Raw genomic sequence first — 22,035 nt, 5'->3', positions numbered from 1 at the left:
TGCGGAAACTGCCATGCATTGCGCGATAGCAGCCGCAAGCGAAGCAGCGGCCGAGAGCGATCGCCGGCCCCTGCATCTGTCGGTGGGTGAACTGGTGAATTTTGCCTGCCGCCGTGGCGATCTGGTCGGCGACGGCAGCGGCGGACCCACCGCCGAGGAGGGCATCCGCGCGCACCAGAAGCTGCAGAAGCAGCGCCCCGAGGGCAGTGAGTCCGAGTACCGTCTGCAGGTGCAGGTAGCGATCGATGGCACACTGGTGCAGCTCAGCGGGCGGGTGGATATCCTGCACCCGCAGGCGGACCTGCACCGGCCGGTGCAGCTGGACGAGATCAAGACCACTTATTGTCCACCCGACAAGTTGGCGGAGTCGGTGCGCCAGCTGCACTGGGCCCAGCTTAAAATCTACGGTTACTGTTACCTGCTGCAGCGGCAGGCGGAGACCGGCACGGCCGTCGCCGATGCAGAGCGCGTGGCACTGCAGATGCTGTGGCACAACCTCAAGGAAAAGAAGACCTACCCGGAGCTGCTCGAATACGACTGGCCCGAGCTGCAAGCCTTCGCCCGCGCGGCACTGACGGAGTACGTGCAGTGGCACCGCGACTGGCAGCTGCATCGCGCCCGGGTACAATCATCGGCCCGGGCCCTGACATTTCCATTCCCCGACTACCGCCCCGGGCAGCGGGAGCTGGCGGTGGCGGCCTACCGCTGCCTGCGCGACGGCGGCGAGCTGCTGGTGGAGGCGCCGACCGGGATCGGCAAGACCGCCAGCACCCTCTTCCCGGCCATCAAGGCCGTCGGTGAAGCCCAGGTCGAGCAGTTGCTGTATCTCACCGCAAAAAACTCCGGCCGCCAGGTGGTGCGGGAAACGGCGGCGCGGCTGCAAGACAGGGGGCTCCACCTCTCCGTGCTGGAAATCCAGGCGCGGGACAAAACCTGTGCCTGCCGCCTGGGCCTTTGCAGCCGGGATGCGGACAACATCTGCCCGCGCACCCGGGGCTTTTACGATCGCCTGCCCGAGGCCAGGCGGGCACTGCTGGGCCAACCGTTGCTGACGCCGGCTGTGGTGGCAGAAGTGGCGGACCGCCTGCAACTGTGCCCGTTCGAGCTGTCACTGCAAATGCTGCCCTGGGCGGACCTGGTGGTGTGCGACTTCAACTATGTATTCGATCCACTGGTGCGCATGGGTGCGCTGCTGGACCAGCGCATCAAGCGTGCACTGCTGGTGGACGAGGCGCACAATCTGAGCGACCGCGCGCGGGCCATGTACAGCGCCAGGATCACGCGCGGCGACAGCCGCCGCGCCGCAGCGGCCTGCAAGGGCTCCCACCCGACCCTGGGCCGCAGCATCCAGGCGCTGGTGCGCGCGCTGGACAAATGGGTCGCCGAGCGGCGGCAAGAAGGCACCCATGCCGGCAACAGCGAAAACCGGGATGCCGAGCTGTGGGTGACGCCGCCACTCAACGCCGAGGGCTCCGCAGGCGGCTACTGGCCGGCCGCTGTCAGCCGCGCGGCGCACAGGGTAATGGCGGAAGTCACCCGTTTGTGGGAGAAGTCCCAGTCGCCGCCGGAGACGATCGGCGACTGGCCGCGCGCGCTCTACCGCTACCTGCTCATCGAGCAGTTGCTGGGGGAGCAGCATCGCTGCCTCACCCGCGCGGAAAACCGCGATGCGCCCTGGCAGGAGCAGGAAATCAAACTGCTGTGCCTGAACGCCGCCGCTTATCTGCGGCAGACCTATCAGCAGTTCCACGCGGTGATCGCGTTTTCCGCCACGCTGCGGCCCGCCGCCTACATCTATCGGCAGCTGGGACTGCGGGCAGAATCCCCCTACCTGGTGCTGCCCTCGCCCTTTCGGCCGGAACAGCTCGGCGTCTACCTCTGCCCCTATGTGGATACCCGCTACCAGGCCAGGCACCGGGCGACCGATGCACTGGTGGATATGGTGTCGCGCGTGTACCGCAGCCGCCCGGGCAATTATCTGGTGTTCTTCCCATCCTACCGCTTCCTGCAGCAGGTGGCCGGACGCTTTGCCGCGCGCTTTCCGGAAATTGCCCTGGTACAGCAGGCCCCCGGCGCGGGAGAACGCGAGCGCGCCGGCTTTCTCGAACATTTCGCCGCGGGCCGCCAGAGCCTGGGCTTCGCCATTATGGGCGGCGTGTTCGGCGAAGGGGTCGACTATGTCGGCGAGCGGCTGGTGGGCACTATCGTTGTTGGCGTCGGTCTGCCGCAGGTAAACGCGGAGCAGGAGCTGCTGCGCCGGGCCTGCGATACCAGCGATGCCCACACGGGCGGCAACGGCTTCGATACGGCCTATCGCTACCCGGGCCTGACCCGGGTGCTGCAGACCGCCGGGCGGGTGATCCGCACCGAGTCAGACCGGGGTGTGGTGATCCTGGCGGATTACCGTTTCGCCGATCCGTTTTACCGGGCGCTGTATCCGGAACACTGGCAGGTGCAGACCTGCGACAGCGGCGCGGCGCTGTCGAGCGGGCTCAGCCGTTTCTGGGGGTTGGAATTTTCTGTTCTTGCGCAGGGTGCGCCGTCCGCACCAGCGAGTTCCGATGCAGGATTCGCTGATATCGGTGCGCACGGCGAACCCTACAAAACCGATTTTTAGAGGTGCCCTTGTGTCATCCCGACAGTTTTTTCGCCGCGGACCCAATCACCGGGATCAGCAGCCGGTCACCTTTGCCGATGTCAGAAGAAAGTTTGGTTTCAGGTCCATCAGTATCGGTCGCTGGGTCACGCAGGCGGAGCGCGATCGTGCGGCCGCTCTTTTCTATGACGCGCTCGCCGACCTGATGTCGATACTGCAGGGGCCTGAACTGCTGATCTCCCTGCGGCAGACACTGTCCTTTCAATACGGCATCGGCGGGCGCCCCGGGATGCTGGCTTTCTATGAACCGGCGACCAGAACCTTCTCCCTGGCAAAGAATGCCGGTCCCGGCTCTATTGCCCATGAGTGGTTTCATGCACTGGACCACTACCTCGCCGACAAGGCCTTCAGCGATGCATCCGGGACCATGTACGCCTCGGAGGCCTGGCTGCGCGACGCCACCCCGGTACCGCACCCCCTCAATGATCGACTCTTTGCCTGCTTCAAGAGCATCATGCTCGACGAGATGGGTGAGAACCCCAGTGAGCTCTTCCGAATCTCCTGCCGGGCGGACGAGGCCAATGGCTGCGTCTATTACAGTGATCCCGCGGAACTGTGCGCACGCGCCTTCGAGGCGTTCGTCCAGGATGCCAGCATCAACAACAATTTTCTCGTCTCCGGCACCAAGGCCACTGACGAAGCGCGCATGGGGCTCTACCCTTGCGGGCGGCATCGCGAGCGCATAAATTCCGCATTCAGGGAGTACTTCAGTTGTCTGGGCAGGGCCCTGCAGCAGAGCGCGCAGCCTTCCGAACATAAAAGCGGAGCGCATTTAATATCCTAGATACTGTCTTGATGCGCCAACCGCTACGCATATGGCACGCGCCGTCCGGTGCACGGAAGTCCAGTTACGGCGCAACGCGCCGGTATTTTTCAGCGCTGCTGCAACAGTTCTGGCAGTAGCTTGAGCGCCGTCGCGCGCGCCTTGTCCCAGGGATGCGCGAAGCTGATACGCAGACAATTCTTGAACTGTCCGGATACGGAGAACAGCGGACCCGGCGTAATCACGACGCCCGCCTGCAGCGCCCGGGGGTAGACCGCCAGGCTGTCCACTGCTTCCGGCAATTCGACCCAGACTGCCAGCCCGCCTTGCGGCGCACTCACCCGGACATCGCCGGGCCAGGCGTGTAACAGACTTACCAGCTGGTCCCGCCGCTCCCGCAGCTCGTTGCGCAGGCGGCGCAGGTGAGAGGTGAAGCTGCCATCCGCCATAAACTCGGCGACGCCCTGTTGGAGAAAACGGCTGCTGGCCAGCTGGGTCACCAGTTTGAGGTGGAGAATGCGCGCATGCCAGCGCGCGCCGGATATCCAACCGAGTCTCAGGTCGCGGGACAGGCACTTGGAGAAGGAACTGCAGAGTATCACCCGATCATCTGTGTCGAGCGCCTTGAGCGGATCCGGTACCGGCCCGAAGGCGGTGTCCGCATAGATATCATCCTCGATGACGGCGAGGTCATGCTGGTCGGCCAGCGCCAGCAATCGCCGCTTGGCCGAATCCGGCATCAATGCGCCGCCCGGTGTGGCGAATGCCGGTGAAACGACACATGCCCTGACCTGCCAGCGCCGCAGCACCTCTTCCAGTGCATCGATATCCATGCCGGTTGCGCTGGAAGCCGGGACCTCGACCACCTGCAGGTCGAATTGCTCGATAAGCTGCAAGACCCCGTAAAATCCGGGTGACTCGACCGCAACCACGTCCCCCGGCTTGCAACACGCCATCAGTGCGAGAAAGAGCGCGTGCTGGCAGCCGGACGTGATGCACAACCGGTCCGGCCCAACCCGCCAGCCGCGCCGGGACAGGTGCAGTGCCAGCTGTTGCCGCAGTCCGCTGTCCCCCGCCGGGTCGTCGTAGTACTGATAGTCGTCACCTCTCTGCCTTCTGAGTGACCGACCGATGGAACGGTTCAAGGCGACAATGCCGGGCGGGAGATCGCCGGCTTGCCCGTCCGGCAGCAGATCGAAGGCGGCACTCCTGCGCATGATATCGAGCAGCAGGTCGCTGACCGTGACCGGCCTCGGCGCCTCGATGCGCGCCCGACTGAGTGGCTGTTGCACCGCGGGCGCTTGCAGCGATACGAAATGGCCCGCCTTGGGGCGGGCCTCCACCAGCCCCTTTGCCTCCAGTCTTTGCAGTGCGTGCTGTACGGTGGCTTTCGCCACAGCGTGTTCCCGGCACAGGCTCCGGATCGACGGCAATCGCTCCCCCGGGCGCCAGCGCCCTTCCTTTATGCCCTGTAACAGCCAGGCCTCCAGCTGCAGATAACGATACTCTCGCGTCACCGCTTTACCTCTCAAGCACCTCTCAAGCACCTCTCAAGCACCTCTCAAGCGCAATCTGTACCCATTATAGTTATTTTTTTTGGGCCTGACCCTATCGCCGCTGCCGGCGTAATCTGCCCGCCATCAGACTTAGCGCGGATTAGCCCCATGGAAATAATTCCCGTTGTACAGGATTTCACGCCCCCGCCCCCCCTCGCACACGACGGCAAGTTTCACGTGCGGCTGACCAGTGGTCGTTTCCAGAATCTGCGGCGCCTGACCAGCTGGCCGCTGATTGCCCTGTTCTTCGGCTTGGTGTGGGTGCAGTTTGATGGCCAGCCCTGGCTGCTGTTCTCCTTCGAGCAGCGCCGCATCATCCTGTTTGGCAGCGCCCTCTCCTGGCGTGACCTGCCATTGCTGGCGGGGCTGCTGATTGCCGCAGCCTGCCTGCTGTTCTTCCTCGCCGTCGCCTGGGGGCGGGTCTGGTGTGGCTTCGCCTGTCCGCAGAGCATCTGGACCTGGCTGTTCATCCGCATCGAAGACCTGGTCGAGGGCAGCGCAGTAAAAAGGGCCCGGCAGAGCGGCGAGCCGCTGGCGGGGCTGCGGCTGCTGCGCCGCGTCACCAAGCACCTGCTCTGGATGCTGCTCGCACTGGCAACTGCAGCCACCTTCACGGGCTACTTCGTCCCGATTCGGGAGATCCTGTCGGACAGTCTGCAGCTGCAACTATCGGCGGCCGTTGCCGGTTGGCTGGCGATTATGGCCGGGCTGACCTACATCAACGCTGGCCTTGTGCGGGAAAAGATCTGCCTGCACGCCTGCCCCTACGCGCGCTTCCAGAGCGTTATGTTCGACAACGATACGCAGACCGTCAGCTACGATGCCCGCCGCGGCGAACCACGCGCGAGTCTGCGCAGAGGTGCTTCGAACAGCGGCGATTGCGTCGATTGCGGGCTGTGCGTGCAGGTCTGCCCGGTCGGCATCGATATCCGCGACGGTTTGCAGGCCGCCTGTATCGACTGCGCGGCCTGCATCGATGCCTGCGACGGCGTGATGCTCAAACTCGAGCGGCCCAAAGGGCTGATCCGCTTCGCCTCCGAAGTCCAGCTGCGGGGCGACAAGGGCCGCTTTCTCCGCCCGCGGCTGGCCGGCTATGGCGCCGTCATGCTCTGCGCCTTCAGCGCAGTGCTCTACGGCTTCACCGGCACCACTGACCTGCTGGTGGAGATCAGGCGCGACCGCGGTGCCATGTTCAGGCAGCTGGATGCGCACACGGTATGCAACGTCTACCAGGTCAAGGTGGAGGGGTTCAGCGAGGCGCATCGCTTTATCGATGTGTCGATAGCCGGTGAGGGTCACTACGATCTGTACGGCCCCGGGCGAATCGACCTGGCCGAAGAAAGCGCCAGCTGGCTACCCTACCGGGTTTGCACCCGCGACCCGAAGCTGCCGAGGGCGGTGCTGACCTTCAACTTCGATGGCGGTTCTGTGCAGACCTCGAAGCAGACGACATTTCTGAGCAGATCCTTCTGAGTGAGCCAGACATGTCACGGGCTGTGTGTTTACGCGCACACCATTTACAGCTGCCAGCCGGCTCTCGCGGCAACCGATCGCCCGCGTCCCACCCCCGGGTTTGCGTCTAGGCTTTAGAAAACTGGCGATTCGCAAATTCAGTCTGAATTTACCGGGGAACATGTCATGGCCGTGATCAGCACTAAAGACGGAGCCGAGATCTTTTACAAGGACTGGGGCTCCGGCCAGCCCATTATGTTTCACCACGGTTGGCCACTCTGCAGTGACGACTGGGACGCACAGCTGCTCTACTTCGTCCGCAAGGGCTACCGTGTTATCGCACACGATCGCCGCGGCCACGGGCGCTCGAGCCAGATAAGCAGCGGTCACGATATGGATCACTATGCGAGGGACGCGGCAGCGGTGGCCGAACATCTCGACCTGGCCGATGCGATTCATGTGGGCCACTCAACCGGTGGGGGCGAAGCGGCGCGCTATGTCGCCCAGTACGGAAAACACCGCGTGGCGAAGCTCGTACTGATCGGTGCAGTTCCCCCGCTCATGCTGAAGACGCCGGAAAATCCGGGCGGCCTGCCAATCGAGGTTTTTGACGACTTCCGCCAGCAACTGGCCGCCAATCGCTCCCAGTTCTATCTCGATGTCGCCGGCGGACCATTCTATGGATACAACCGCTCCGGGGCTAAAGCGTCCCCGGGTATTGTCAACAATTGGTGGCGCCAGGGCATGATGGGCAGCGCCAAGGCGCATTACGAAGGCATCAAGGCCTTTTCTGAAACGGATTTCACCGCGGACCTGAAGAAAATTGAAGTGCCAACACTCGTCATGCACGGTGACGACGATCAGGTTGTCCCCATCGATGATTCGGCCCGCTTGTCGGTCAAGCTTCTGAAGCATGGCACCCTCAAAGTCTATGCGGGCTATCCGCACGGCATGGCCACCACACATGCGGATGTAATCAACGCAGACCTTCTCGAGTTTTTTGAAGGCTGAATTCGGCGGCAACTTCCCCGCGTGGCGGCGCCATAGAATTTATTGGCCGCTGAATCAGTGCGGCCAATAAATCTGTCAACTACCAAGGCGCAAATGCCGGCATAAATTTCCACGCGAAAAAATTGTCATCAGATTCATGCAGTTGTCTGGCAAAGCTATTTTTCCCAACTACGCGGTCCAGTAGTATGCCCCGCTCAATCTTCTCGGGGGAGAAACGACCATGACTACCGGACAGAAAATCTACCAGACCATTGAATTTTTCAGCACCGAAGAACCGCACTTCGACCGCTTCAAAACCGCCTTCCGCGACACGCTGATCGACATCGGCGCTCCGGCCGCGAACGCCGGCGAAATGGCGGCGATTGCCGCGGAGACACTGCGCGACCATAGCGACGGCGATTACCATCTCGGCATGGCCTCCATCATCACCTTCCACCCGGAATTCGAACGAGCGATCGGCGGCGATATCGCAGTGATTCAGGCCATGCACAAGTACATGTCCTACTACCTGGATTTCGCAGAAATGCAGCAGACAAGGGCGGCCAGTTGATGAGCCCCCGGGCGAGTGCGCAGCGCCGCGCCGTGCGCTCGCCGGGGTTTTCCTAACAGATCCTCGGCAGCTGCTCGCCGGGCAGCTGGTGCAGCAGGCGCTCGCAGCCGAGCGATGTCTGCATGATGACTTGCGCTGACGCGCTGCCCGCAACGCTGCCCCCAACGCTGCCGACAATGCGACTGCCGGCGGCGACCGGGTTGCGCGCCAGTGCCGCCAGTGCGCGGTCGGCGTCCGCCGCGGGGATAAAGGCGACGAAGCGCCCCTCGTTCGCCACATAGAGCGGATCCAGCCCCAATATCTCACAGGCGCCCTGCACCGCGTCGCAGACCGCAATGTCGTCCTCGCGCACGGTGAGGTTCTTACCGCTGTTCTCGGCCAGCTCTACCAGTGCCGTCGCCAGGCCCCCGCGGGTCAGGTCGCGCAGGCAGTGCAGTGCAATTCCAGCGTTCAACAGTGCCTGCACGGCCGAGTGTAACGGCGCGCAGTCGCTGTGCAGCGGGCTGTCGAATTCCAGTCCCTCGCGCCTGGCCATCACCGCCATGCCGTGGCGCCCGATATCACCGGACAGCAGGATCAGGTCGCCCGCCCCATGGAGGCCATGAGCCGGGACAGGGTCGCCATCGTCAGCCCCTCTTCCAGGAGCAGGCTGCAGCTCAGGTAGCGCGGTCTGGCGCCGCTCATGGCCAGATCGTTGACGGTACCGCAGACCGCCAGCCTGCCGATATCGCCGCCGCTGCCGTGGCCCAAGCGCACACTGTCATCGGCGGGGCTGGTCAGAATCTGCCCCCCATCAGACTTAGGGCGGATTCGCCCGATGGAAAAATTGCCGTTGTACAGGATTTCACGGCCCCGCCCCCTCGCGCACACGACGGCAAGTTTGACGTCAGGATGACCAGAGGCCGTTTCCAGGATCTGCGACGCCTGACCAGCTGGCTGTTGATTATGGCCGGCCTGACCTGTCCCAATACGGGCTGATGCGCGAAAAGATCTGCGTGCACACCTGTCCCTACTCGCGCCTCCAGAGCGTAATGTTCGACGCAGATACCCGCACCGTCAGCTACGATGCCCGCTGCGGCGAACCCCGCGCTAACCGGCGCAAAGGCAGTGCCAACAGCGGTGACCGCATCGACTGCGGTATCTGCGTACAGGTGTGCCCCGTCGGTATCGATATCCGCGATGGATTGCAGGCAGCCTGTATCGATTGCGGCGCCTGCATCAATGCCTGCGACAGCGTGATGAAATGAGTGGACAGGCTCACCGGGCTTATCCGCTTCGCCTCCGAAACCGAACTGCAGGGAAACAGGGTCCGCTTACTACGGCTGCGATTGGCCGGCTATGGTGCCGTTATGCTCGTCACCTTCAGCGCCCTGCTCTACGGCTTTACCGACACCACCAGATTGCTGGTCGAGATCCGACGCGACCGCGGCGCCCTGTTCACACGACTGGACGAACACACCGCGTGCAACAATTACCGGATCACGGTCGAGGGGTTAGTTGATGAGCAGCGCTTTGTCGACGTATTGATCGCCGGCGACGGCGACTTCCAGCTGTTCGGCCCCAACCGGATCGACCTGGCGGAAAACAACGCTAACTGGGTTCCCTATCGGGTCTGCGCCCGCGACCTGAAGCGGCCGAGCGCAGGACTGACATTCGACTTCAGCGCAGGCTCAGTGAAGTGATCCAGGGAGTCGACCTTTCTGGCCCGCTCCCTGTAAAGTCGCCAGGCAGGTGCAGCACACTAGTGCTTGCCGGCAGATGCGATGATCTCCAGGGCCTCAGCTAGGTCGCGTGTCAGGTCATCGACCAGAAGCCGCACCTTGGCCGCCGTGGTGCGGCCCTCGGTGTGGAGTACCTGGACGGGTATCGGATCCACTTCGTAGTCCTCGAGTACCACTTCCAGCTCCCCTGACACTTGCTCTGATCCGATCTGGTAGCCGAAGACCTGCGTGAATCCGCCACCCGCCCTGCACACAGCAATAGCGTCCGCGATATTGCTCGTGGTGCGGCGGGATTGGACTTCCACGGCCAGGCCCTGTGCGAATTTCCACTGCGGCGTCGGGGTAATCGGCCTGGCGCTGATGGTCTCCGCAGCGGCGAGCTCGGAAGGATGTTTCGGTATCCCGTGCCGCTTTAGATAGGCAGGGCTGGCACATACCACGCGCCGCACCGAGCCGACGCGGCGCGCGAGCAGGCTCGAGTCCTGCAAGTGGCCGATGCGCACACCGATGTCGAACCCTTCGTCCACCAGTTGCACCGGGCGATCGACATAGACGGTGTCGATTTCTACTTCCGGGTACTTCTCCATGAACCGGTTCAGTGTCGGCGAAACGTAGTAGCGGCCGAACAGCACCGGCGCGGTCAGCCTGACCTTACCGCGGGGAATGACTCGCGCACCCCTCGCCGTATCAAAGACCTCATCGCAGCTCTGCAGCACCTGTTCTGCCTGAAGCTGGAATTCCCGCCCTATTTCCGTGATATGGATCGCCCGCGTGGTGCGGTGCAGCAGTGTCACGCCCAGATCGCCTTCCAGCTCATTGACGATGCGGGTCACACTAGGCGGACTGATACCGAGTCGCCTGGCCGCCCCCGCGAAGCCGCCCGCTCTGCAAACCTCCACGTAAACCCGCATCGCCTTGAATTTGTCCACAGCATTATTCCGAAATATAAAATAATAAATTGCAAGATTATCTCATTGTTCAGACGTGTGCGCGCAATTACTGTAGCAGCCACCGGAGCAACCCTGCCCGGCCAACCCTTTCCGGAGGAAACCATGTCCCGTATCCCAACTCCCACCACTATCGACAATGCGCCGGCCGAGTCCCGCGAGCTGCTGAACGCGGTCAATGCCAAACTCGGCGTGGTACCGAATATGTTTCGCCTGATCGGCAACAGCCCGGCGGCGCTGGAAGCCTATCTGTCATTCGGCGGCGCGCTGGACAACAGCTCGATTGATCTGGCCACCCGCGAGCGCATTGCCCTCACTGTCGCCCAGGTAAACGGCTGCGATTACTGTCTCGCGGCGCATTCCTATATCGGTGCGAATATGGCAAAGCTGTCCGCCGAGGAAATTGACGCGAACCGCAGGGGCGACTCCACCGATGCGAAAGCAGCCGCGGCAGTCAGTTTTGCGCGCAAGGTTGCCAGCAACCGCGGTCAGGTAAGCGAGGGCGATATTGCGGCGGTGAAAAGCGCGGGTTATTCCGATGGCGCAGTGGTCGAAATCATTGCTCTGGTCGCCCTCAACCTGCTGACCAACTATATCAACACGGCGCTGGAGACCGAGGTGGACTTCCCCGAAGCGGTAGCACTGACTGCCTGATCCCGACAGGGGCGGCCCTCCGGGTCGCCCCGCCACTCACCGGACCAACGAGGTATCATCATGACTACACGACCGCCCCTGCCGCCTTTCACGGAAGAAACTGCAGCAACCAAGGTCCGCGCCGCCGAGGATGGATGGAATTCCCGCGATCCCGCCAGGGTTGCGCTCGCCTACACCGAGGACACTATCTGGCGCAATCGCAGCGAGTTTCCCAGGGGGCGCGCGCAAGTCGAGGCCTTTCTCACCCGCAAGTGGCAACGGGAAATGGACTATCGGCTGATCAAGGAACTGTGGGCGTATAGCGCAAACCGCATCGCCGTGCGCTTCGCCTATGAATATCGCGATGACGCCGGTCAGTGGTACCGCGCCTACGGTAACGAGAACTGGGAATTCCGTAAGGACGGACTGATGCACCGGCGCCATGCCAGCATCAACGATATGCGCATTGCCGCCGCTGATCGCCTGTTTCACTGGACGCTAGGCCCGAGACCGGAAGGGCACCCCAACCTGAGCGAGCTGGGCCTTTGAGTAGCAAACAATAGATTCCGCGAGGCTGTTCAGCCATCGACTGCCGGCCCCGGCACTAGCAGATTCGCGGTAGCTGCTCGCCGGGCAGCCGATCCAGCAGGCGCTCACAGCCAAGGGCGTTCTGCAGGATCACCTGGGGGCTGCTGCAGCTGGCGACGGTGCCTATGATGCGGCTGTCTGCCGAGACCGGGTTTCTGGCCAGGACCGCCAGTGCCAGCTCGGCCTGCTGCGACGGCACAAAGGCGACAAAGCGCCCCTCATTGGCGACATAGAACGGATCCATGCCCAGCACTTCGCAGGCGCCCTGTACCGGGTCGCAGATGGGGATTTCCGTTTCCCGCACAGTCATTTTCCGGCCGGCACTTTCTGCCAGCTCCACCAGTGCCGTGGCCAGGCCGCCGCGGGTCAAGTCGCGCAGGCAGTGCACGGCGATTCCCGCATTGAGTAAATCCTGCACCGGGCTGTGCAACGGTGCGCAGTCGCTTTGCAGTGGGCTGTCGAAATCCAGTCCCTCGCGCTTGGCCATCACCGCCATGCCGTGGCGGCCGATATCGCCGGACAGCAGTATCAGGTCGCCCGCCCGAATACTCTGCGGGCCGATGGCGAGACCGTGCTCCAGTATGCCGATGCCGGCGGTGTTGATATACAGGCCGTCGCCCTTGCCCCGCTCCACCACCTTGGTGTCGCCGGTGACTAAATGCACGCCGCATTCGGCCGCGGCCCGCCCCATGGAGGCCATGACCCGGGACAGTGTCGCCATCGGCAGCCCCTCTTCCAGGATCAGGCTGCAGCTCAGATACCGTGGCCTGGCGCCGCTCATGGCCAGATCGTTGACGGTACCGCAGACCGCGAGCCTGCCGATATCGCCGCCGGGAAAGAACAGCGGCGTAACGACGAAGGAATCCGTGGTAAACACCACGTGTTCGCTGTTCAGTGGCAGCGTCGCGCTGTCGTGGGCCTGGGCTATCCAGGGGTTGTCAAAATGCGGATAGATGAAATCCCGCAACAGTCGCTGACTCAGCTCGCCGCCGCTGCCGTGGCCGAGGCGCACACTGTCATCGGCGGTACTGGTCAGAGGGCATTCAGTGTTCATCGGCGGTTGTCCGGTCGCTGTATCGCTTGTCGTATCGATAGTAGGCCGCACAGGCGCCCTCGGACGAAACCATCGGCGCACCCAATGGTTGTTCGGGACGGCAGCGGTTGCCGAAATGCGGGCAGTCGCAGGGCTTTTTCTGCCCCCGCATTATCTGACCGCTGATACAGCCGCTGTCACCCGCGCGCGTATTGGTGGTCAGACGGAATTTGCGTGCCGCATCGAACTGGGCAAATGCCTCCTGCAATTGCAGGCCGCTGGCGGCGATGGTGCCGACCCCGCGCCACTTCTGCTCGGTTATTTCGAATACCCGATCGAGCATCGCCTGGGCTTCGCGGTTGCCGCGGCGGCGCACCGCTCGCACATATTGGTTCTCAACACCGCAGCGCCCGAGCTCCAGCTGGCGCACACACATCATGATTCCCTCGAGAATATCCAGCGGTTCGAATCCGGTTACCGCGATGGGTACGCGGAATTTCTCCGCTAGTGGCAGGTACTGCGCATAGCCCATGATCGCGCACACGTGGCCGGCGGCGAGAAAACCCTGAATGCGCGAATCGGGTGCAGAGCAGATAGCCTCGATCGCGGGCGGCACCAGGAAGTGGGAGACCAGAATGGAGAAATTGCTCAACTTCTTTTTCGCGGCGAGAAACACCGCCATAGCATTTGCCGGCGCAGTAGTCTCGAAGCCGATGCCGAAGAAGACCACCTCCCTGTGCGGATTCTGTTCCGCAAGCTTCAGTGCGTGCAGTGGGGAATAGACGGTGCGGACATCCCCCCCCGCCGCCTTTACCGCCAGCAGATCCCGCTCGCTGCCCGGCACTCGCAGCATGTCGCCAAAGGAACAGAAGATCACGTTTGGCTGCGCAGCAATCGCGATGGCCTGGTCGATCGTTTCGAGCGAGGTCACGCACACCGGGCAGCCCGGGCCGTGCACCAGTTCTATCTCCGGCGGCAGGAACTGCTGCAGGCCGAACTTGACGATCGCGTGCGTCTGGCCGCCGCAGACCTCCATAATGGTCCAGGGCCTGGTGGTGATTCCGGCAATTTTCGCCGCGATCTTAGTGATACTGTCGCGCTCGCGGTATTCGTGCAGATATTTCACAGGATTTCCCTATTCCGACTCACCCAGCTCGCCCAACTCGTCCATCTGTTCCAGATAGCGGAACACTCTGCCCGCTTCTCCCGCATCGATGCGGCTGATGGCGAAGCCGACGTGCACGATCACGAAGTCGCCCACGCGCGCCTCCGGTACATAGGCCAGGTTGATTTCCTTGCAGATGCCGCCGAAGCTCACCCGGCCACTGCGCTCCAGTGGTGACGCGTTCAGTATTTCCTCAATGCGACCCGGAATGCCTAGACACATAGCGCTCCGCCCTCGTCCATGCTGCTGCCGCAAGCGTCCATGCAGGCCGCGTAGCAGATCTGGCCCAGCGCTATGCCGCCGTCATTTGGCGGCACCTGCCGGTGGCAGTGCACACGGAAGCCGTTGTGACGCAGCAACCGCGCGGCGGTCTCCGTCAGGCGCCGGTTTTGGAAGACGCCGCCGGACAGAAACACATGTTCGTGACCGGCCTTTGCCGCAACCGCCAACATCATCCGGGCGAGGGTGTTGTGAAAGACCGCCGCCCGCTCCGCCGCGGACACGCCCCGCGCGCCATCGCCCAGCAGGGCGGCAATCATCGGCGCCCAGTCCAGCGTCCAGTGGTCGCCGCTCTCGCGCAACGCGAAGGGATAGTCGCGATCCGTGTGCGAGTCGCGCGCGGCGAATTCCAATCCCATGGCCGCCTGCCCCTCGAAGCTGACGGCCAGCTGTGGATCCAGCAGCGCGGCGACGCCATCAAACAGGCGACCGCCACTGGTGCACAGCGGCGTGTTGATCCGGCGTTCAAGCATCCTCGCCAGCACGGCTCGCTCTGTGGGACTGAAGTTTTCCGACATATATTCGGCAGCAAAGACGGCACTGCCGAAGGTCGTATACAGGAGTCCCGCGGCCTGGCGCCGCGGCGTGCGGATTGCGGCCTCGCCGCCCGGCAGCGGAAAGGCGCGCAGGTTGCCGACGTGCCGAACTCTGCCGTCGCCGTCCCAGGACAGGAATTCACCGCCGCGGATCACGCCGTCCGCACCGTAGCCGGTGCCGTCCCAGCAGATGCCCAGCGCCGGCCCCACGTAGTCGTGTTCCGCCATGCAGGAAAACAGATGGGCCACGTGGTGCTGTGTGCCGATCGCCCGGGCCCGCTGCCGGCGCGCCCAGCGGCTGGAGACATAACCGGGATGCAGGTCGCAGACCACCCTCTGCGGCGCACACTGGTAGAAAGCCTTCAGATCCGCGATGGCCTGCTCGAAGGCCACCAGTGCCGCGCAGTGCTCCAGGTCGCCGATATGCGGGCCCAGGTAGACGGTATTGTCGCGCGCGACGGCCGGGGCATTTTTCACGTCGCCCCCCACCGCCAGCATGTCACCGCCGCCCAGGGTCCGCGGCAATGCCAGCGGCCGCGGCGCAAAACCGCGCGCGCGGCGGAGGATCGTCTCGCGCCCGTCGATTACCCGCACCACCGAATCGTCCAGCGGGCGGGTGATGGGCCGGTTGTGCCAGAGGAACAGATCGGCGATTGCGCCGAGCCGCGCCGGCGCCTCCCTGTTATCGCGGCAGATCGGCTCGCCGGACAGGTTGCCGCTGGTCGCTACCAAGGGCCGCCCGAGCTCCGCCATCAACAGATAGTGGAGCGGTGAGCAGGGCAACATGATGCCGAGATCCGGATTGCGCGGCGCCACACCTCTGGCGATACGCAGCCGGGCCTGCGGGCGCGCGGACAGCAGTACGATCGGCCGCTCCGCCATAGAGAGCAGTGATTTCTCCAGCGCGGAGACATGGCAGTCCCGCTGCACGGATTCGATATCCGGGTACAGCAGCGCGAAGGGTTTATGCGGTCGCTGCTTCCGCTGGCGCAGCCGGGACACCGCAGCGGCATTGGCCGCATCCACCAGCAACTGGAAACCGCCGACACTCTTCAGCGCGACGATCCGGCCTGTATCGACCGCCTGCACCGCCTGCAGCAGCGCTGCGTCTCCCCGCGCCAGCGCTCTCCCCTGCGCATCGCTCAGTGTCAGCTCCGGCCCGCATGCCGGACAGGCATTGGGTTCGGCGTGAAAGCGGCGGTCCAGCGGATCCGCATATTCCCGCTGGCACGCAGCGCAGAGTGGGAAATCTTTCATCGACGTGTTGGCGCGGTCGTACGGCAGCCGTTCGACGATGCTGAAGCGGGGGCCGCAGTGGCTGCAGTTGGTAAACGGATAGCGATAGCGGCGATCGGCCGGATCGAACAATTCGCGCAAGCAGTCGTCACAGGGGGCGAGATCCGGCAACAGGGTGGCCGATGGCCGCGCCCCAGCCGCGCTCGGCCGGATCGAGAAATCCGACTCCTGTTGCAGCGGTATGATTTCCGAAAACAGGCTGCTGATACTGGCATGTGCGGGCTTGTCCGTTTGCAGTCTCTGCACAAACTCCAGGATGCTTCTGCGCTCACCCTGCACTTCCAGGCGCACGCCCCGGGTGTCATTCGACACCCAGCCGCAGAGACCGAAATCCCTGGCCAAGCGGTAGACGAAGGGACGAAAGCCGACGCCCTGCACCAGCCCCGCGATCTCGAGATGCCTGCGCTCAGTGGTCATGGTCTTCTGCAAACTCCAGGCTCTCCAGCACGATGTCCTGGGCCTGGACGTGGTGGATATCGGTTAATTCTTCGATCTCCAGCCGCAGGCCCTGCAGGCTGGTGCCGGCGGTCTCCCGCTCGAAGTGTTCGCGCAGGTGTTCCGCGGATATATGGGCCAGCGCGCCGAGCCTGAGTTTGGCCGCCACCAGCCGGCCTTTTTCATTACTTCGAAGGAGACGAATCTTCTCCGTTAAATCCTTGATCAGGGACTGTTCGTGCACGGCGGACCTCCTGTCTGTGCCATAAGGAAATTGACGATCTCCCGCTCGACGACTGCGGCCGCGGCCGCGACAGCGGGAGAGAGCGCGGCGCTGGTCGCGAAGTTTTCGCCACAGATCGCGTAGATATCCAGGCTGCGCGGCAGCGCGCCCACAGCGCGTCCCAGTTCGATCGCCTCGGCCAGGTTCAGGCCATGACTGGAAGTGCCGCACACGCTGTGTGCAATGGGTGCGGCCAGGCCGTCGAGACGGATCACGTCACCGACAGCACGCCCCTCGGCGAGCACCGCATCCACCAGGCAGACCCGGCGGTCCCGCCATTGCTCCAACAGCTGCGTCATATCGCCGCCGTTTTCTATACAGGGCACCATGTCACCGAGATGCTGCCGAATTCTGTGCAGGATATAGGGCCCGACGCTGTCATCGCCGCGAAAGCGGTTACCGAGGCTGATGATCGCCCGGTCCGTCACTCTGCGCTCCTGTCGCTGCGATCCAGGTGGAGCTTCAGAAAGTGGGTCGAGCAGGAGATACACGGGTCGTAATTGCGAATCGCCTGCTCGCACTGGTGCTGCAGCTTTTCCTCGGTTAAGTGGAGATACTGCGGAAGCATCAGCCGCAGATCGGTTTCGATGGTCTTCTGGTTCTGGGAAGTGGGCGCCACTATTTTGGCATCGGTGATCTTGCCCCGCTCGTCGATACTGTAGCGGTGGTAGAGCAGGCCCCGGGGCGCCTCGGTGGCCGCGCAACCGGTGGCTGCCCGCGGTTCCGATTTCAGGTAGGGCTGCTGCGGCTCGCGGTAGCTATCGATAATGCGCAGCGCCTCGTCAAACGCGTAGAGCACTTCCAGGCTGCGCACCACGATGCTCTGGAACGGGTTGGCACAGAATGGCGGGAAGCCGATATCATCGGCGACCTGTCGCACCAGCGGCGACAGGCGATCGCAATTCAGGTTGTAGCGCGCTATGGGACCGACGAAATATGCACCGCGTGCGTTGATCACGCTGTGCAGCGCGTTGGTGTAGTCGACCTGCTCCTCGCGGAAGTGGTGGTCGTAGTCGCGCACGGCAATGTCCAGGCCGCGGGTGGAGGCGATGCGGCCCTCATTCATCGGATATTCGCGCGGATTGGACAGGGCGACGAATTCGTATTGATTGTCTGCGGCGCGCTCGAACTTCGGAAACGGCAGCGACGCCGCCCAGCGCACGGTTTCCACCGCCATATCGCGGGCCTGTAACAGCTGCTCCCGCAGAGGATGCAGCTCAGTGGCCGCCGGCACGCGATAGAAGCCCCCCACGCGCACATTGATCGGGTGTATCTCCCGGCCGCCGAGCAAGTTCACGATCGCGTTGCCCGCCTTCTTGATCTGCAGGCCGTCCCGAACGATCTGCGGATGGTCCTTCGCCATCGCCACCGCGCTCGGATACCCGAGAAAATCCGGCGCGTGCAGCATATAGATATGCAGTGTGTGGCTCTCGATCCACTCACCGCAGTAGATCAGCCGGCGCAGCGCGCGGAGCTCCGGCGTCGGCGCCAGGCCCAGCGCATCCTCCATCGCGTGCAGCGCGCTCATCTGATAGGCGACCGGACAGATGCCGCAGATGCGCGCGGTGATGTCCGGCGCTTCCAGGTAATCGCGCCCGCGCATAAAGGCCTCGAAGAAACGCGGCGGCTCAAAGATTTTCAGCTTTACGTCGTGCACACCGCCGTCGTCGTAGCGGATATAGAGCGCGCCCTCGCCCTCCACCCGCGCCAGGTAATCGACCTTGATGGTTTTGCTCTCAGTCACTGCCCGACTCCTGGCGACGGCTCTCTTCGTCAAAGGCCGGTGCAGCGGCATTGAAATTGCGCAGGTTCTCGATAACGGCGGCCTCATCCGCGCCCAGCTCCTGTTTCCACCAGTGGCACAGGGATTGGGTATTGGGGTTCTCCTTGGGGCCGTAGCAGGCGTAGCAGCCGCGGTTGTAGCTCGGGCAAACCGCACCACAGCCGGCGTGCGTAACCGGGCCCATGCAGGGCGTGCCGTGCGCGACCCAGACGCACACATTGCCGCGCAGCTTGCACTCGATGCACACCGAGTGCGGCGGCACCTGCGGCGGGCGCCGGTGCAGGAAGGCGCTGATCACTTCGAGCAACTGTTTCTTGTTGATGGGGCAGCCCTGCAGTTCGAAATCCACCGGCACATGGGCGCTGATCGGTGTTGAGGTCTTCAGCGTGGCGATATATTCGGGGTGCGCGTAGACGACAGAGGTAAATTCCTTCACGTCGGCAAAGTTGCGCAGCGCCTGGATACCGCCGGCGGTGGCGCAGGCGCCGATGGTCACCAGCGCGCGGGACTGAGCGCGCACCTCACGGATGCGCCGCTCTTCTGCCGCGGTGGTGATGGAGCCCTCCACCAGCGACAGGTCGTAGGGGCCCTCGACCTGGCGGCTGGATGCCTCCATGAAATAGGCGATATTCATGGTGTCCGCCAGCTGCAGCAGTTCGTCCTCGCAGTCCAGCAGGCTCAACTGGCAGCCGTCGCAGGAGGCAAACTTCCACACCGCCAGCTTGGGTTTGCTTCGGTTATTACTCAACGCACAGCCCACTTGATTGTTATCACAGGGCGCGTATCCGCAACCATGAGTGGATATCCCTGTAGCAAAACACCGGCCCGTCCTTGCAGATAAAATTCGGGCCCCACTGGCAGTGGCCGCAGTGGCCGGTGGCGCATTTCATGTTGCGTTCCATCGACAGGTAGATGGCAGATTCCGGCAGTCCTTTTTTAATCAATGTCTGAATGCAGAAGCGCATCATGATCTCCGGCCCGCAGACGAAGGCGAGGGCCTTGCCTGTGTCTATCTGCGCCGCCGCCAGCGGGTCGGTGATCACGCCGATATGGCCCGGCCAGGCGCTGTCGGCGTGATCGACCGACTGCACCAGTTCCGTCGACTGCGCCCACTGCGTGAGCTCCCGCCGGTAGAGTCTTTCCTGCGGCCGGCGGGCGCCGTAGAAAAGGCGCACGCGGCGGGCGCCCTGCTCGTCCTGCAGCAGTTTGTAGACCACCGGGCGCAGCGGCGCCAGTCCGAGGCCGCCGGCAATGATCAGCAAATCCCTGCCTCTTATCCTTTCCAGTGGCCAGCCGCAGCCGAAGGGGCCGCGCACACCCAGCTGCTCGCCCTGCCCCAGGCGCTGCAGCGCCCGGGTCACCAGTCCCTGGGTGCGGATGGTGTGCACCAGCGCGCCGTCCGTCGATACCGGGCCGCTCACAGAGATGGGCACCTCACCGGCACCGAAGGCGTAGAGCATGTTGAACTGGCCTGGGCGCCCCGCCTCAGGATCGGCTACTGCACGCCCCTGCGCCATCGACAATTGCAGGGTAAAAGTGCCGGGATATTCCTCCTGCCGGTGCTCGATACGGTACAGCAGCGGTATCACTGCTCGTCGCCCAGGAGCGGCGGCCGCTGCCCATAGACATCCAGCAGCTGGATCCGCGCCGCCTGCAGCCGCTCGGTGGCCATGCGGGCGAAGCGTTTCATCAGTTGAAAGCCGAGCCTGGGCTCCGCCTCGCATTTTTCCCGCAGACACTTGCCATCCAGGCGTATCGCGTGCACCTCATCCAGTGCGCGCGCGTCGAAAGTCCAGATGTAGGGCGGAAACAGCCAGGACCAGCCGAACACATCGCCGTCGTGCAGGGTCTGCAGGCACAGTGGGCCGCGATCGGGCAGGAAGGTTTCCACCGCGACACGCCCGCTGCGGATCACAAAGAAGTGATCCGCCGCCTCGTTCTCCCGCGCGAGATAATCCCCGGCACTGTAGATAGTGTTTTCGCCGCAGCCGCCGATAAATTCCAGGTCCGCCGCAGCCAGGTCGCGGAAGAAGGGGTGCTCGCGCAGCAGATCGGCAATGGTTTTCATTGTTTTTCCGGAATTGTTTTATCAGGACCCGATTGTTCCAGGGCGCGGATGCGCCGCACTTCCTCGGTCAGATCGATACCCACCGGGCACCAGGCGATGCAGCGGCCGCAGCCGACACAGCCGGAAGTGCCAAACTGGTCGTACCAGGTCGCCAGCTTGTGGGTCATCCACTGGCGGTAGCGGGAGCGCGTGTCCGGGCGCACAGATCCGCCGCTGATATAGCTGAAGTCCGCAGTAAAGCAGGAGTCCCAGCGCTCCCAGCGCGCCGCCTGGTCGCCGGTCAGGTCGGTGGTGTCCTCCACCGTGGAACAGAAGCAGGTGGGGCAAGCCATGGTGCAGTTGGCACAGGACAGGCAGCGCTCCGCCACCTGATCCCACGACGGGCTCTCATAGTTGCGGTACAGCAGTTCCTTCAGATCCGAGCTGTCGAAGCTGCGCGGTCCCTGCTCCATCTGCTGGACCGCACGCCGGACGGCACTCTGCGCCATTTCCAGGTGCTGCCTGGCCGCGGGCTTCACCGGCAGCCGCTGCAATATCTGCCCGCCCCGATTGGAACCGCTGCCGATCAGGAAGTAGTGCTCACCGCCATGGCTGACTTCGGTCATCACCAGGTCGCTAGGCAGCGTCACCTCCGGCCCGGTATGCATCGAGGTGCAGAAACAGGTGGCCGCGGCAGAAGTGCAGCTGACCGCCACGGTAAACAGCTTCTCGCGCCGCTGCGCATAGCTGTCGTTGCGGTAGCGGTCGTCGATAAAGACGCGGTCCTGTGCGGCGATGGCGTGCAGTTCACAGCTGCGCACACCGATAAACGCCATCGATGGCGCCTCCTCGACAATCTCGGTGATCTCCAGCCCGCGATTATTTTTCTGCGCGCGCCACACCTGGCGCCGCGGCAACTGCAGGAATTTCTTCCACGAATGGGGGCTGGCTGCGTAGCCGAAATAGGCGCCGTCGTCCCGTCGAACAACCCGGTAGCGGCCCTTTTCCTGCTCGTCGGTCCAGCCCCTGGGCAGGTCGGCAGCGGAATTGATCTCATCGTAGACAATGGCCCCATCGCGGAGTCGCGGCCCGAACAACTGGTAGCCTTCCCCGCGAATGGCCTGGATCAGCAAATCCAGGTCGTCTGCCTGCAGTACGAACTCTTGCATTATTGGGCGCCCCGCCCGGCGTAATCCTGCGCGTAAATGAATGTGCCTGGTTGGCCGGTAGCAACTACACAGAACTATTATTGATGCAGATTGTAGAAACTGGCAGTTCGGCCTGAGAGGAGACAGGTGACA

Annotated in this window: 24 protein-coding genes; 9 read left to right on the top strand and 15 right to left on the bottom strand. The window is 63.4% G+C overall.

Features of this window, described 5'->3' with window-relative positions; all coding sequences use genetic code 11:
- Positions 1–13 precede the first annotated feature (13 nt).
- Both RRF64_RS02555 and RRF64_RS02550 read left to right on the top strand, forming a co-directional pair.
- Positions 14–2,617 carry an ATP-dependent DNA helicase gene (locus tag RRF64_RS02555; protein WP_323844255.1) on the top strand — a complete coding sequence of 868 codons (2,604 nt, stop codon included), beginning with the start codon at positions 14–16 and terminating at the stop codon, positions 2,615–2,617.
- Positions 2,618–2,627: 10 nt separating this feature from the next.
- On the top strand, positions 2,628–3,440 hold the full coding sequence (locus tag RRF64_RS02550; protein WP_323844254.1) for a CLCA_X family protein: 813 nt from the start codon (positions 2,628–2,630) through the stop codon (positions 3,438–3,440).
- Between the two features lie 89 nt (positions 3,441–3,529).
- Here the strand turns inward: RRF64_RS02550 and RRF64_RS02545 are convergent, their stop codons facing one another.
- Complete coding sequence (locus RRF64_RS02545; protein ID WP_323844253.1) at positions 3,530–4,936, bottom strand: aminotransferase-like domain-containing protein; 1,407 nt, start codon at positions 4,934–4,936, stop codon at positions 3,530–3,532.
- Positions 4,937–5,083: 147 nt separating this feature from the next.
- Here RRF64_RS02545 and ccoG point away from each other — a divergent pair, with 147 nt between their 5' ends.
- From ccoG to RRF64_RS02530, 3 genes are all read left to right on the top strand, one after another.
- Positions 5,084–6,448, top strand: a complete 1,365-nt coding sequence (gene ccoG / locus RRF64_RS02540) for a cytochrome c oxidase accessory protein CcoG (protein WP_323844252.1) — start codon at positions 5,084–5,086, stop codon at positions 6,446–6,448.
- Between the two features lie 165 nt (positions 6,449–6,613).
- Entirely contained in the window at positions 6,614–7,438 is an 825-nt protein-coding gene (locus RRF64_RS02535; RefSeq protein WP_323844251.1) for an alpha/beta fold hydrolase, read from the top strand.
- A gap of 220 nt (positions 7,439–7,658) precedes the next feature.
- Positions 7,659–7,988 carry a hypothetical protein gene (locus tag RRF64_RS02530; protein ID WP_323844250.1) on the top strand — a complete coding sequence of 110 codons (330 nt, stop codon included), beginning with the start codon at positions 7,659–7,661 and terminating at the stop codon, positions 7,986–7,988.
- Positions 7,989–8,040: 52 nt separating this feature from the next.
- Here the strand turns inward: RRF64_RS02530 and RRF64_RS02525 are convergent, their stop codons facing one another.
- Entirely contained in the window at positions 8,041–8,532 is a 492-nt protein-coding gene (locus tag RRF64_RS02525; protein WP_323844249.1) for an AIR synthase-related protein, read from the bottom strand.
- 32 nt (positions 8,533–8,564) lie between these two features.
- Entirely contained in the window at positions 8,565–8,744 is a 180-nt protein-coding gene (locus tag RRF64_RS02520; protein WP_323844248.1) for an AIR synthase related protein, read from the bottom strand.
- A 221-nt stretch (positions 8,745–8,965) separates the two neighbouring features.
- Here RRF64_RS02520 and RRF64_RS02515 point away from each other — a divergent pair, with 221 nt between their 5' ends.
- A complete protein-coding gene (locus tag RRF64_RS02515; protein ID WP_323844247.1) occupies positions 8,966–9,235 on the top strand; it encodes a 4Fe-4S dicluster domain-containing protein in 270 nt (89 codons plus the stop codon).
- 102 nt (positions 9,236–9,337) lie between these two features.
- Positions 9,338–9,670 (top strand): hypothetical protein, encoded by a 333-nt coding sequence (locus tag RRF64_RS02510; RefSeq protein ID WP_323844246.1) that lies wholly within the window; start codon positions 9,338–9,340, stop codon positions 9,668–9,670.
- Between the two features lie 59 nt (positions 9,671–9,729).
- On the opposite strand, the gene RRF64_RS02505 is transcribed toward RRF64_RS02510, so the two are convergent.
- Positions 9,730–10,638 carry a LysR family transcriptional regulator gene (locus tag RRF64_RS02505; RefSeq protein WP_323844245.1) on the bottom strand — a complete coding sequence of 303 codons (909 nt, stop codon included), beginning with the start codon at positions 10,636–10,638 and terminating at the stop codon, positions 9,730–9,732.
- Positions 10,639–10,761: 123 nt separating this feature from the next.
- Here RRF64_RS02505 and RRF64_RS02500 point away from each other — a divergent pair, with 123 nt between their 5' ends.
- Together RRF64_RS02500 and RRF64_RS02495 are read left to right on the top strand one after the other, a co-directional pair.
- Entirely contained in the window at positions 10,762–11,310 is a 549-nt protein-coding gene (locus tag RRF64_RS02500) for a carboxymuconolactone decarboxylase family protein (RefSeq protein WP_323844244.1), read from the top strand.
- A 60-nt stretch (positions 11,311–11,370) separates the two neighbouring features.
- Positions 11,371–11,838: a nuclear transport factor 2 family protein gene (locus tag RRF64_RS02495; RefSeq protein ID WP_323844243.1), complete on the top strand. Its 468-nt coding sequence runs from the start codon at positions 11,371–11,373 to the stop codon at positions 11,836–11,838.
- Between the two features lie 55 nt (positions 11,839–11,893).
- Here the strand turns inward: RRF64_RS02495 and hypE are convergent, their stop codons facing one another.
- Genes hypE through RRF64_RS02440 form a run of 11 tightly spaced genes read right to left on the bottom strand, consistent with a single transcriptional unit; the run spans position 11,894 to position 21,903 of the window.
- On the bottom strand, positions 11,894–12,931 hold the full coding sequence (hypE, locus tag RRF64_RS02490) for a hydrogenase expression/formation protein HypE (protein ID WP_323844242.1): 1,038 nt from the start codon (positions 12,929–12,931) through the stop codon (positions 11,894–11,896).
- Positions 12,921–14,036, bottom strand: a complete 1,116-nt coding sequence (gene hypD / locus RRF64_RS02485; protein ID WP_323844241.1) for a hydrogenase formation protein HypD — start codon at positions 14,034–14,036, stop codon at positions 12,921–12,923. Before hypD ends, hypE begins: the two co-directional genes overlap by 11 nt.
- Before the next feature lie 9 nt (positions 14,037–14,045).
- Complete coding sequence (locus RRF64_RS02480; RefSeq protein WP_323844240.1) at positions 14,046–14,297, bottom strand: HypC/HybG/HupF family hydrogenase formation chaperone; 252 nt, start codon at positions 14,295–14,297, stop codon at positions 14,046–14,048.
- Positions 14,288–16,603 (bottom strand): carbamoyltransferase HypF, encoded by a 2,316-nt coding sequence (gene hypF / locus RRF64_RS02475; protein WP_323844238.1) that lies wholly within the window; start codon positions 16,601–16,603, stop codon positions 14,288–14,290. The genes RRF64_RS02480 and hypF overlap by 10 nt, the downstream gene beginning before the upstream one ends.
- Complete coding sequence (locus tag RRF64_RS02470; RefSeq protein WP_323844237.1) at positions 16,593–16,865, bottom strand: hydrogenase/urease maturation nickel metallochaperone HypA; 273 nt, start codon at positions 16,863–16,865, stop codon at positions 16,593–16,595. The genes hypF and RRF64_RS02470 overlap by 11 nt, the downstream gene beginning before the upstream one ends.
- Positions 16,847–17,332, bottom strand: coding sequence for a hydrogenase maturation protease (locus RRF64_RS02465; protein WP_323844236.1), 486 nt, complete (start codon positions 17,330–17,332; stop codon positions 16,847–16,849). Before RRF64_RS02465 ends, RRF64_RS02470 begins: the two co-directional genes overlap by 19 nt.
- The gene (locus RRF64_RS02460; RefSeq protein WP_323844235.1) at positions 17,329–18,648 is read right to left on the bottom strand and encodes a Ni/Fe hydrogenase subunit alpha; all 1,320 of its coding nucleotides are present in this window, start codon (positions 18,646–18,648) and stop codon (positions 17,329–17,331) included. Before RRF64_RS02460 ends, RRF64_RS02465 begins: the two co-directional genes overlap by 4 nt.
- Positions 18,641–19,435: an NADH-quinone oxidoreductase subunit B family protein gene (locus tag RRF64_RS02455; RefSeq protein ID WP_323844234.1), complete on the bottom strand. Its 795-nt coding sequence runs from the start codon at positions 19,433–19,435 to the stop codon at positions 18,641–18,643. The genes RRF64_RS02460 and RRF64_RS02455 overlap by 8 nt, the downstream gene beginning before the upstream one ends.
- A gap of 22 nt (positions 19,436–19,457) precedes the next feature.
- The gene (locus RRF64_RS02450; protein ID WP_323844233.1) at positions 19,458–20,276 is read right to left on the bottom strand and encodes an FAD/NAD(P)-binding protein; all 819 of its coding nucleotides are present in this window, start codon (positions 20,274–20,276) and stop codon (positions 19,458–19,460) included.
- Positions 20,273–20,755 carry a cyclic nucleotide-binding domain-containing protein gene (locus tag RRF64_RS02445; RefSeq protein ID WP_323844232.1) on the bottom strand — a complete coding sequence of 161 codons (483 nt, stop codon included), beginning with the start codon at positions 20,753–20,755 and terminating at the stop codon, positions 20,273–20,275. The genes RRF64_RS02450 and RRF64_RS02445 overlap by 4 nt, the downstream gene beginning before the upstream one ends.
- Positions 20,752–21,903, bottom strand: coding sequence for a 4Fe-4S dicluster domain-containing protein (locus tag RRF64_RS02440; RefSeq protein WP_323844231.1), 1,152 nt, complete (start codon positions 21,901–21,903; stop codon positions 20,752–20,754). Before RRF64_RS02440 ends, RRF64_RS02445 begins: the two co-directional genes overlap by 4 nt.
- Between the last annotated feature and the right edge of the window lie 132 nt (positions 21,904–22,035).

It is taken from the genome of Microbulbifer magnicolonia (genome assembly GCF_035117725.1).
GTDB lineage: Bacteria > Pseudomonadota > Gammaproteobacteria > Pseudomonadales > Cellvibrionaceae > Microbulbifer > Microbulbifer magnicolonia.
The sequence above is the reverse complement of the archived record's forward strand: the minus strand, read 5'-3'. Positions and strand labels throughout refer to the sequence as shown.